The sequence below is a fragment of the Pseudomonas sp. PB105 genome (genome assembly GCF_009764655.1).
Taxonomy (GTDB): Bacteria; Pseudomonadota; Gammaproteobacteria; order Pseudomonadales; family Pseudomonadaceae; genus Aquipseudomonas; species Aquipseudomonas cyclaminis.
The window spans coordinates 73,974-86,195 of record NZ_RWIO01000092.1 but is presented as its reverse complement, the minus strand read 5'-3'; the positions used below and the strand labels follow the sequence as shown (position 1 = coordinate 86,195).

At 59.4% G+C, this 12,222-nt stretch carries 6 protein-coding genes and 2 pseudogenes; 2 read left to right on the top strand and 6 right to left on the bottom strand.

Annotation, left to right across the window (positions count from 1 at the left end; translation table 11 throughout):
- Nucleotides 1-71 precede the first annotated feature (71 nt).
- From EJD88_RS22160 to EJD88_RS27315, 6 genes and pseudogenes are all read right to left on the bottom strand, one after another.
- Complete coding sequence (locus EJD88_RS22160) at nucleotides 72-872, bottom strand: transporter substrate-binding domain-containing protein (protein WP_158879041.1); 801 nt, start codon at nucleotides 870-872, stop codon at nucleotides 72-74.
- Nucleotides 873-1,056: 184 nt separating this feature from the next.
- Nucleotides 1,057-3,629: pseudogene (gene mdoH / locus EJD88_RS22155) on the bottom strand (glucans biosynthesis glucosyltransferase MdoH); the annotation flags it as partial.
- Nucleotides 3,622-5,301 (bottom strand): glucan biosynthesis protein G, encoded by a 1,680-nt coding sequence (locus EJD88_RS22150; protein ID WP_177411593.1) that lies wholly within the window; start codon nucleotides 5,299-5,301, stop codon nucleotides 3,622-3,624. The pseudogene mdoH and the gene EJD88_RS22150, both read right to left, overlap by 8 nt.
- A 324-nt stretch (nucleotides 5,302-5,625) precedes the next feature.
- Entirely contained in the window at nucleotides 5,626-6,063 is a 438-nt protein-coding gene (gene dtd / locus EJD88_RS22145) for a D-aminoacyl-tRNA deacylase (protein ID WP_158879040.1), read from the bottom strand.
- Complete coding sequence (pip, locus tag EJD88_RS22140; RefSeq protein ID WP_158879039.1) at nucleotides 6,060-7,031, bottom strand: prolyl aminopeptidase; 972 nt, start codon at nucleotides 7,029-7,031, stop codon at nucleotides 6,060-6,062. The genes dtd and pip overlap by 4 nt, the downstream gene beginning before the upstream one ends.
- Before the next feature lie 103 nt (nucleotides 7,032-7,134).
- A pseudogene (locus EJD88_RS27315) lies at nucleotides 7,135-7,239 on the bottom strand (alpha/beta hydrolase); the annotation flags it as partial.
- A 123-nt stretch (nucleotides 7,240-7,362) separates the two neighbouring features.
- Between EJD88_RS27315 and EJD88_RS22135 the strand changes: the two are divergent.
- Both EJD88_RS22135 and EJD88_RS22130 read left to right on the top strand, forming a co-directional pair.
- Entirely contained in the window at nucleotides 7,363-11,694 is a 4,332-nt protein-coding gene (locus EJD88_RS22135) for an RHS repeat-associated core domain-containing protein (protein ID WP_158879038.1), read from the top strand.
- Nucleotides 11,691-12,119, top strand: coding sequence for an SMI1/KNR4 family protein (locus tag EJD88_RS22130; protein WP_158879037.1), 429 nt, complete (start codon nucleotides 11,691-11,693; stop codon nucleotides 12,117-12,119). Before EJD88_RS22135 ends, EJD88_RS22130 begins: the two co-directional genes overlap by 4 nt.
- The last annotated feature ends 103 nt before the right edge of the window (nucleotides 12,120-12,222 follow it).

Sequence of the window (12,222 nt, the reverse complement as noted above, 5' to 3'; positions counted from 1 at the left end):
CAGTGAAGCGCTGGGATAGACAGGTGCGTGGGCCGTTTCACCAACGGATTGATGTGTAAGAAGGTATGACTTCAGTCGATGTCCTCCACCCAGGCCGTGTCTTTGAACCACCGGTCATGCAGACGATCGTACGTCCCGTCCTGAGCAACCTGATTGAGGAAATGGTTGATCCAGTTGAGGCTGTCGAAGTCGCCTTTTCTCACACCAAACGCCAGGGGTTCAAAGGTAAACGGCTGCTCCAGGGACAGCAGCGCGCTGTTCTCGGGCCGGCTCAATGCGATCAGGTTGTAGGGCGCATCATGGATAAAGGCATCGGCCACGCCGTCTACCACCTGGCGTACGCCTTCTTCCGGCGTCGCAAAGCTGCTCAGCCGAGCGGCCCCCAGAAACCTCCGCGCTGCAGCCTCGCCGGTGGTGCCTTCGGTGGTAGCGATCCTGTAGCTGGCATCGTCCAGGTCCTCAACGCTGGTGACCTTGCCTGCCAAGCTCGGGTGCAGCAGCACGGTCTGGCCCACCACGATGAAGGAGTCGCTGAAATTCAGCGTCAGATTGCGCTGTTGGGTGACCGTCATGCCACTGCCTATCAAGTCGAATTTTTTCGCCTTCAACCCCGGCAACAGCGCGGTATAGGGCACTGAGACCAACTCAAGCTCCACCCCCAGCGCCTGGCTCATGACCTTGAGCAAGTCGATTTCAAAACCGACGATGCGCCCCTGTTTATCAGTCATTTCAAAGGGAATGTAGGTGGGCGTGGTGCCGACTTTCAGCACGCCACGCCGGACTGCGTCGTCAATTGCGCCCGCGTGTAACTGGCTGATGTGAATCAATGCGGCAGCGCCTATCAGCAATGCCGAACAATACCTTTTGAGCATGAATCCCCCGTGGCCGAGACATATTTGGGGGGCGATCCTAACCCAGTCGCGGGCACGCAAAAACGCCTCGAACGAGGGTCTTTTGTTTCGAAATAACAAGGGGTTAGAAAGACAAAGAAGATACGAAAAACGCTGTAGGACCAGCGTTTGAAACACCCCCGAGGTGTGCCCTCGGGGGTGTCTGAATCAGGCCGGTTGGGCCTGGGACGACAGCGGTTGCAGCGGTAGCAACGGCGCGTGCGGGTCGGCCTTGATCGAGTCACGCCAAGCGGCGAGCCACTCGGCATGCCCTTCGCTCCAGACCTGCTCGTGCAGGCGGGCCAAGGCCACCGGGTCACTGAGCAACGCCAGGCGCTCGCCGTTGTTGAGGCCGGCAGGGCCGACTTTCAACGCATGACGAACACGTTCGGTACGCAGGTACTCGATCGGCTCGGCCTCACGGTGACGCGAGGTCGCCAAGGCACAGGCCAGGGCGTTCTGCTGTGGGTCGACCACCGACCGCACAAACCCGTCATTGAGGGCGTGCCAGCGGTTTTCGTGGGTGTACTTCTCCGTCGACAGCAGCGCTTGCGGCGGGTTGTACTCCTCAGGGATCAGGAACAGGCTCTCGTCGCGTGACTTGAGGCCCAGCTTGACCCGGCTGGAGATCACCGACACCGGGATCGACAGCATCAGCGAACCCACGATCGGCACCAGCCACCACAGGAAGCTCGGGTTCAACCACACCACCAGTAGCGCCCACAGGAAGCCCAGCACAGTTTGCGGACCGTGGCGCTTGACCGCTTCGCTCCATGGCGTGGAGTCGTCGTCACGCTGCGGCGAGTTCCAGGTCGCAGCCCAGCCAAGGAACGCGGCAAGGACGAAACGGGTGTGGAAGATCATCCGCACCGGCGCCAGCAGCATGGAGAACAGCATCTCCAGCAGCATCGACAGGGTCACCTTGAACTTGCCGCCGAACTCTTTCGCGCCCTTGGCCCAGATCAGGATGATGCTCAGCAACTTGGGCAGGAACAGCAGCACGATGGTGGTGGAGAACAGCGCCACCGCCTTGTCCGGATGCCATTGCGGCCACAGTGGGTACAACTGGCGCGGTGCCATGAAGTACTGCGGCTCCATCAGTGTATTCACCGCCAGCAAGGCCGTGGACAGCACCAGGAACAGGAACCACAACGGCGCAGACAGGTACGACATCACCCCCGTCAGGAACACCGCGCGGTGCACCGGGTGCATGCCCTTGACCAGGAACAGGCGGAAGTTCATCAGGTTACCGTGGCACCAGCGACGGTCACGCTTGAGTTCGTCCAGCAGGTTCGGCGGCAGTTCTTCGTAGCTGCCCGGCAGGTCATAGGCAATCCACACGCCCCAGCCGGCACGGCGCATCAACGCGGCTTCAACGAAGTCGTGGGACAGGATCGAACCGGCGAACGCACCTTTACCCGGCAACGGCGCCAGGGCGCAGTGCTCGATGAACGGCTTCATGCGGATGATCGCGTTGTGGCCCCAGTAGTGGGATTCACCCAACTGCCAGAAGTGCAGGCCGGCGGTGAACAGCGGGCCGTACACGCGGGTTGCGAACTGCTGCATGCGCGCATACAGGGTGTCCATGCCCGACGCACGCGGCGCGGTCTGGATAATCCCGGCATCCGGCGTCGCTTCCATCAGGCGCACCAGGCTGGTCAGGCATTCGCCGCTCATCACGGAGTCCGCGTCGAGCACGACCATGTACTTATAGTCACCGCCCCAGCGACGGCAGAAGTCGTCGAGGTTGCCGCTCTTGCGCTTTACGCGGCGGCGACGGCGGCGATAGAAGATCTTGCCGAAGCCACTGGCTTCGCGGCACACGTCGAGCCAGGCTTGCTGTTCGGCGATGCAGATGTCGGCGTCATTACTGTCGCTGAGCACGAAGAAGTCGAAGCGGTCCAGGTCACCGGTAGCGGCCACCGATTCGAACGTCGCACGTAAACCGGCGAATACACGCGGCACGTCTTCGTTACAGATCGGCATTACCAGCGCGGTACGGGCGTCTTTCGGAATCGGCTCATCACCGGCACTTTTACCGGAGATCCGGTATTTATCGTGACCGGTAAGCAGCTCCAGGAAGCCCATCAACGCCGTCCAGAAACCGGCCGACACCCAGCAGAACAAGATCCCGAACATGATCAGGATGCTGGTTTGCAGAGCGTAAGGCAGTACTTGGGTGGCGGTTTGCAGCAGGGTCTGGTTGCGGATTTCGTCGAAGTCGACCAGCGACCAGCCTTGGTACGGCATGATGCCTTTCATGTACCAGCCGGCAACGATGGTCTGGCCGAGCATCAGCACCAGCAGGATGTACCGACGGATCGAACCCACGGTACGCCAGCGTGCAGCCGGCAATACGCGTTCATCCTTCGGCGGCGCCGGCGGGTTGCTGCGGCCAGTAATACGGCGCCAGCCGCGCACCAGGATATTGGTACGCCACGGCTCCGGCACCACGCGGGTGCGGCGGATCGGCGGCGTGGCCTTGAGGCACACGCGACCGCTGGCGTCGAGCGCCAGCATTTCGGCGTCTTGCAGCTCTTCGGCGGTGCTCAGGGTCAAGCGGCGGCCAACCGACGCCTGGGCGGCATCGACGGGCGCGTCAAAGGTTGCGGACGACAAACGCTCGTGCAACTCGGTGAAGGATGTGCAGCCCGCCAGTTCGGCGCGCTGCTCAGCGGTCATCGGGAGATGCGCCAGATACTCGGACAGAGTCTCTGGCGTGACTTGAGAATTACTCATCGGCAGGCAACTGATAGCTCCAGGTTTCGGTCAGGACTTGCTCGGTCTTGATCGGCTCCGGCGTGGCTGGGGCAGCTTCTGGCTGCTTGGCTTCCTTGTCCTTGGCGTCTTTCTTGGCCTGTTTCTCGTGTTGCTTGGCCAGGACCTTGTCAGCCTTGAGCACTTGGCTCGACACCTTCTCGGGCTCAGCCTGCGGGATGTCCTGGACCAGGGCCGCACGCATTTCGGTCGGTTTGCCCGCGTCCTTGATCTTCATGCGCAGGGTCAGGCGCCAGCCTTTGGTGTGTTCGTTGTAACGCACGCTGTTTTCTACCAGTTCAGCGTTGTCACCCACGCTCACCTGGCTGCGCACCGGGGCGTCCGGCAGCAGTTTCTTCAGGGACGGACCTTCGAAGTCCACCAGATAGGCAACGCTGCCATCGGGCTGACGGATCAGGTTGGATTGTTTCACGTCACCCGTGGAACGCAGGGTCTGCTTGACCCAAGCGCTGTCCGGCGAGTGGAACGCGGCGTCGTCCAGGGTCCAGTGCAGGCGGTAGGCGACTTCCAGCGGCTCGCCGACTTTCGGCAATTCAGCCGGGCTCCAGAAGGCAACAATGTTGTCGTTGGTTTCATCGGCGGTCGGGATCTCAACCAGATCGACGGAACCCTTGCCCCAGTCACCTTCAGGCTCGATCCAGGCGCTTGGGCGCTTGTCGTAGTTGTCGTCCAGGTCTTCGTAATGGCTGAAGTTGCGACCGCGTTGCAGCAGACCGAAACCACGCGGGTTCTCTACGGTGAAGTTGCTGACCGACAGGTGTTTAGGGTTGTTCAGTGGGCGCCAGATCCACTCGCCGTTGCCGGCATGGATCGACAGACCGCTGGAGTCGTGCAGTTCGCGACGGTAGTTGAGCACCTTGGACGGCTGGTTCGCGCCGAACAGGAACATGCTGGTCAACGGGGCCACGCCCAGCTTGCTGACCTTGTCACGCAGGAACATCTGGGATTTCACGTCGACTACAGTGTCGGTGCCCGGACGCAGGATCAGGCGATAGGCGCCGGTCGCACGTGGGGAATCGAGCAGGGCGAAGATCACCAGGTGCTTGTCACCCGGTTTTGGACGCTCGATCCAGAACTCGGTGAAACGCGGGAACTCTTCACCAGACGGCAGCGCGGTGTCGATCGCCATGCCACGGGCAGACAGGCCATACACCTGGTCCTTGCCGACGACACGGAAATAGCTCGCGCCGAGCATGGTCATGATTTCGTCTTGCTTGTCGCTCTTGTTGATCGGGAACAAGACACGGAAACCGGCATAACCCAGTTGTTCGGTGGCTTTAGGATCAAATTTCACATCGCCGAAATCGAAACGCGACGGGTCGTATTTGATTTCCTGGACGCTGTCAGCCGTGACTTCGTTGATTTTCACCGGTGTATCGAAGTGCATACCCTGGTGATAGAAGGACAGCTTGAACGGGGTGTTCTGATCGGCCCACTCGGCTTTTTCATTGCGGAAACGAATCTTCTGGTAGTCCGCGAATTTCATCTCGCGGAATTCGTTCGGCAGATTGCTGCGCGGAGCTTCGTATTTCTGCCCGGCCAGCTCTTTTGCCTTGGCCGACACATCATCCAGACTGAATGCCCACAGTTGACCCGCGCCGAACAGGCAAAACAGGGCAGAGCCCGTTACCAGTGCGTTTCGTAACCGTTTGGCAGACAATTTTGGTGCATTACAGGGACTAACAATCACGAGCAACCCTCGCCGAAAACAGATCAAAAAACCAACGGCCAGCTATCTATATGCCAGGTTGGCGAGCATTGTTCCGACTCCCCCGGGTCAAAATGATTCCCCAATGGATGTCGGACAAGTCTCTACCTAAGTCAAAAATGGACCAAACAACGCTGATCCCCGTAGCGCGCGATTATCTAGTAGCCCGCGACACAACGCATCAGGGGCAGCGAAGTATTTGTAGCGAAATCCTGCGTTTTTAGGCATTAAGCGTCGTTTTTAATACATTCACACCTGTAACAAAAATGTCACAGGGCCATCATTGACTAAATGCACCTGCATATCGGCGCCAAAACGCCCCGACGCCACCTTGTCATGCAATTGTTGCGCTTGTAACAGCAAGTGATCAAAAAGCGCCGCTCCCAGGGCCGGCGGGGCCGCTGTGGAGAAGCTTGGCCGCAGCCCGCTCTTGGTATCCGCCGCCAACGTAAACTGCGACACCAGCAGCAAACCGCCGCCGATATCCTTGAGAGACAGGTTCATCTTGCCTTCGTTGTCGCTGAATACCCGGTAGTTGAGCAATTTGTGCAGCAACTTATCGGCGCTCTCCGGCGTATCTGAAGGCTCAACGGCCACCAGCACCAGCAAGCCCTGGTCGATGGCGCCGACAACCTCGCCCGCCACCTCGACACGGGCGCCACGCACCCGTTGCAACAAGCCCTTCATGCTTCTTCTGGCGGCAGATCAAGCAGGCGCCGTGCCATCTCGCCGGTCGCGCGGACCAACGCATCGGTAATGCCGGGCTCGGACGCCGCATGACCCGCTTCGCGAATCACCTGCAATTCACTGTTGGGCCAAGCCTGATGCAACTCCCAGGCGTTATCCAACGTGCAGATCATATCGTAGCGGCCATGGATGATTACGCCAGGCAGATGGGCGATCTTGTGCATGTCGCGAATAAGTTGGTTGGGTTCCAGGAAGGAATTGTTGGTGAAGTAGTGGCACTCGATCCGGGCGATGGACAAGGCGCGCTGCGGTTCGGAAAAACGCTCCACATGCTGCGGGCTTGGGCACAGGCCCAGCATGCGCCCTTCCCAGCCGGACCAGGCTTTGGCCGCGTGCATCTGGGCGATCTGGTCGTTGCCGGTCAGGCGCTTGTGGTAGGCGGTGATCATGTCGTGACGCTCGTCCGCGGGGATCGGCGCAAGGTAGTCCTGCCAGTAGTCCGGGAACAAGCGGCTGGCGCCAGCCTGGTAGAACCATTCGATGTCCTGCGGACGCGCCAGGAAAATGCCGCGCACGATCAGGCCATGCACACGCTCAGGGTGGGTTTGCGCGTAGGCCAGGGCCAACGTGGAGCCCCAAGAGCCGCCAAACAGCACCCATTTTTCTATACCCAAGTGCACGCGGATACGCTCAAGGTCGGCGACCAGATCCCAGGTCGTATTGTTTTCCAGGCTGGCGCGGGGCGTGGAGCGCCCGCAACCGCGCTGGTCGAAGGTGACGATGTGGTAGAGATTGGGATCGAAATAGCAGCGACTCTGGGCGTCGCAACCGGAACCAGGGCCACCGTGAATGAAGACGACAGGCAGGCCTTCGGGGGAGCCACTTTCATCGACATACAGGGTGTGGGTGTCATCGACGGCCAGATCGTGCCGGGCGTAGGGTTTGATCTGCGGGTACCAAGTCTGCATTGCGCGCTCCGTAGGGGGTCGGGTTCATCCCTGGGGGGACGTCTTTTATTGTGCCGTCTGGCACTATAAACCCGAATTGTGCAATGAGCATGTCCTTGAGCGCTTAGACCTGTGTCAGTCGTTCGCTCCTGAGGTAATTCAGCAGATAAGCGTATAGATGAGCCTCGCCGCACAAGCGCAAACAGCCGTGGACCAAGCCTTTGCCCGGCCCCCCGCTCACGGATGCAAATAAACCTTGGGAGCCGTCCTACGAACACCTCGGAAGGCATCACCTGAGCAAGGACGCAATCGCGTGATTTGATCCGGCCTTTTCAGACACGGATCGTTACGCATGACCGACACGCCGTGGGCCGCCCGCGAGGGCGACGCGCTTCTGCACAGTTCAATGCTCGCCGACGCGTTAGGCGGCGTCTTGGAGATTGCCGCCAGCGTGGCCGTGACGGCCTTGGCGACAGCGGCTGTGGTTGCCGCAGCGGGCGTCACCGTGGCAACTGGCGGCCTCGGCTGCGTTGTACTGGGTGCCGTCGTGGGTGTGGTGGTCGGGGTTGGCATGAGCCACACCGGTGCAGATAAATGCCTCTCACGATTATGTGAGTACTTTGCCAATGCGCTTTTCCCTCCGGTCATCGACGCCTTTATCAGCAGCGGTTCGCCCAACGTCTTCATCAACGGGAAACCCGCTGCGCGGGCGGCCGGCAAATTCTCGGATGTTATAGCGGCGCCACGTGCTGAGCCGTCTTACCTGGATATCGCTGAAGGCTTTTTCTCTCAACTATGGCGTCCTACGGTGGCGGCCCCGGTGGCAGGCGTGGTGCCTTGCCCTGCCGATAAAGTCGACTGCAACAGACACCCGTCGATGCCGGAGCAATACCTGGCGGAAGGCTCCAGCAGAGTCTTTATCAATGGTCAGCCAGCGGTGCGCGACGGGGATCGGAGCACCTGCGAGGCCAAGGTCGCAAACGTACAAATTTCGCCGAATGTGATCATCGGTGGCGCGCCCTTGGTTGCGCGCGAGATTCGCAGCGGCAAGACGCCGGGCGCTGGGTTGGCGGTGACGGCGTTGCTGACGTTGCGCGGCGGTGGCACGAAGTTCTTCAGCACGTTGCCGTGCATGGCCGTGGGCGGGCTGGTGTCGTGGGGCAGCAGCCAGGTAAGTAATGCGATGACCGCTGCGGTCACGGGTTCGCCCAACCCGGTGCACAGCGCCACGGGCGCGAAGATCCTCGACGGTGAAGACGACCTGGACTTCGCTTTGCCAGGACTGCTGCCAATCGAGTGGCAGCGCTATTACTGCAGTCGAGATGAACGGCGTGACGGTCTGTTCGGCGCTAGTTGGAGCGTGGCTTATGAAGCCCGCATTGACATCGGCGTGCACCCCGAAGGCGGCGAGCAACTGCTCTACACCGATGAGCAGGCTCGCCAGATCGACATGGGTGTGATCCCTTTGGGCGGCGCGGTATTCAGCGCGGGCGAAGGCTTGAGCGTACGGCGCCATACCGACGGGCGCCTGCTTATTGAAAGCGTCGATGGGCGCTATCGGCTGTTTGAACCCGCACCGGGCACCTCCTCGCGCCTGCGTCTAAACCAGTTAGGGGACCGTAATCACAACCGAGTCTGGCTTGACTATGACACCCAGGGCCGCCTGAGCCGGTTGCGCGATACCTTAGATGATGTGCAGATCGAACTGGGCTACAGCCAGCAATGGCCCGCCCGGGTCGCTCAGATTGAACGTCTGTTCCCCGATCACAGCCGAGAAACCGTCGCCAGCTATACCTATGACGGTCAAGGCAACCTGGCCGACGTTCGCGATGCTGTCGGGCACGTTCAACGTCGTTTCGCCTACGACAGCGGCCAGCGCATGACCGAGCACCAACGGCCCACCGGATTGCGTTGCTTCTACCAATGGGCCTGTGTGGATGACCGCGAATGGCGCGTGGTCCGGCACTGGACTGACGAGGGTGACGACTACCAATTCGAATATGACCTGCACGCCGGGATAACGCGGATTACCGATGGCTTGCAACGGCTCAGCACGCGCCAATGGAACCCGCAGTACCAGATCACCGCGTATACCGACAGCCTCGGCCAAACCTGGCAGTTTGAATGGAATGACGAGCGCCAGTTGCTCGGTGCAACCGACCCCCAGGGCGGTGAATGGAAGTTCGGTTACGACGCCTCCGGCAACCTGTGCGAGACGCAAGATCCGTCGGGGCGCGTCGAATCCACGGTGTGGCTGGAGCATTGGTCACTGCCGTTGGTGGAGACCGACGCCGCCGGCCACGCCTGGCAGTATCAATACGACCCGCGAGGCAACTGTGTCAGCCAAACCGATCCGCTGGGGCAGGTTACACGCTACCGTCATGATGCATTTGGCCAAGTCGTTGAAATCACCGACGTCATCGGAAAAAGCAACCGCCTGCGCTGGAATGAAATCGGGCAGTTGACCGAGCACGTAGATTGCTCGGGGTATCCCACGAGGTTCGAGTACGACCGTCGGGGCCACTTGCACGCCGTGATCGATGCGCTGGGTGAGCGGCAGCGCTATCAACACGACAACCAGGGCCGCCTGCTGCAAGCCGAAAGGCCATATGGGCATATCGAGCGTTATCTGCGCGACACCAGCGGCCAGTTGATCGCCTACACCGATGCTGCCGGCCATATCACCCGTTATGAGTACGACCGCCGTGGGCAGGTTCGCCAGCGCGTCGATGCCCAAGGCCGACAGATCGAGTTCCACCACGACGCGTACGGCCGTCTGCAAACCCTGACCAATGAAAACGGCGAGTGCTACCGCTTTACTTGGGACCAGGGCAACCGCCTTGCACAGCAGCAAGACCTCGATGGTAGTGGCCGACGCTATACCTACGATGCACTGGATAACCTGGCTGCAGTCGAATATGTGCCGTCGAATGATGCGCCCTCTATCGTCCATCGCCTGGAGCGCGATGCAGCTGGGCGCTTGCGGGCGAAAGTAACCGATGAGGGTCGTACCGAATACGCCTACGATTTAGTCGACCAACTGACTGCCATCACTTTTGCTGGCGACGATACGACCACCCAGACCCTGAACTTCGCCTACGATCCACTTGGCCACCTCCTCACTGAACACAGCGCTGCCGGCACCCTGAACCACCGCTATGACGAACTTGGCAACCTGATCCAGACGCAACTACCCGATGGCCGCTGGCTCAACCGCCTGCACTACGGCAGCGGCCACCTGCACCAGCTCAACCTCGACGGCCACGTCATCAGCGACTTCGAACGCGACCGCCTGCACCGCGAAGTGCTGCGCACCCAAGGGCAGATCACCACCCGCAACGAATACGACCGCTGTGGCCGATTGCGCTCACGTAAACGCAGCCCTACAGGCGATCCCCGGCAACTGCCGCCCACCCAACAAAAAACCTTCGAATATGACCCGGCCGACAACCTGATCGGCCGCCTGGAAGCGGGCCAACGCCAACTGCTGCACTACGACGCGACCGGTCGGATTATCGCTACCCAGGTCAATACGCAAGGTCAGCAGGAAACCTTCGCCTACGATGCTGCCGCCAACTTGCTGGATGGGCCCCCGCTTGGCGCCGGATTAGTGCGGCACAACAAATTGCTGACCTATCAGGACAAGCGCTACCGCTACGACGGCTTTGGTCGGCTGATCGAAAAACGCAGTGCTCTGCGAGGCTTGCAACGCTTCGCGTACGACGCCGAACACCGCCTGATCGAAGTGCGTAGCCAGAAAAACGGCCGAGAAACGCGGGTAAAAATGACTTATGACCCACTCGGTCGGCGTATCAATAAAACCGAATACGACAGCCACGGTTATCCGCTGAGTGAAACCCGCTTCGACTGGGAAGGCCTGCGCCTGTTGCAGGAGCATCGGCATAGTCAGACGAGCCTCTACCTCTATGAAGACGACGGCTACGCGCCGCTTGCCCGAGTCGATGGAAAGGGCGAACACCAGCGCGTGCGCTACTACCACAACGACCTGAACGGGTTGCCGGAACAGTTGACGGAAACCGACGGGCACAACGTTTGGCACGCAACTTATCGGGTGTGGGGCAACACGCTGAAGGAGGTGCGCGAGCCTTACTACGTAGAAGAACAGAACCTGCGGTTCCAGGGGCAATATCTGGATCGGGAGACGGGGCTGCACTACAACACGTTCCGGTTTTATGATCCGGATGTGGGGCGGTTTACGACGCCGGATCCGATTGGGTTGGCGGGGGGCTTAAACGCCTACACCTATTCACCCAACCCAATCTCTTGGTTTGACCCACTAGGGCTAACACCAGTTACGTTTACAGATAGCCGTAGACTGACACTTACCGTAACCGGCTATACAGACTTAAGTCATTTGAACCCATCTGAATTGAAGACTGTAATTTTCATGAACGGACCTGACGCACCTCATTCATTTGGAAAGTCACCGGTTGATAAGCACGGCAACACAATTGTGCTGCATCATGACAAACAACAAACTGAAGGACCTCTCAGAGCGATGCCTGACAAGCATCATGGCAGCCCCGAACACAACGCCGCACAACACCCGAACGGCAGCAAGAAGGGAACAGGTATCACAAACCGGGCAGCGTTCAACCTTTGGAAAAAAGAGTTCTGGACGTCCCAAGCCAAAAAAGCTTCAAAAGGCGGATGCATGAAATGAAACAGGACTTGTTGAAAAAAATCAGAGCTCTGTTCAGCACACAGAATGGTCTTAGTGGACAACCTGCAACCGATGCTGAAATCAACACAGCGGAAAAAAAACTCAATGTTAAATTCAATGAGCAATATGTTGAGTTTATAAAGCTTTTTGGTGGTGCATTCGGCGGTATCGACATTCACGCATTTCGGAACGGATCACTGATCGGCAAAGCCACCGTTACCGAGATGACGGAGAAATTCTGGAGTGTCTATGCTGACAAACTTCCAGAGGAGTTAGTGGGAGCCATAGTGATTTCAGACGATGGATCTGGAAACCCTATCCTCGTCGGCCCAACGGGCGAAATCTATATCTATTTTCACGAAGAGGATGAAGCTGAGCTTCTGTATGACTCGCTAGAAGCATTGCTGACTAAGTCTTTCCCGTAAAAACTCCAGAAAACCTGATCAGCCCTGAAGCGATGACTGGCTTGGTTCGCGACTCAGCCTGACGCGGGACAACCCCGCTCGCTACAGGGACTTCTCACTGAGT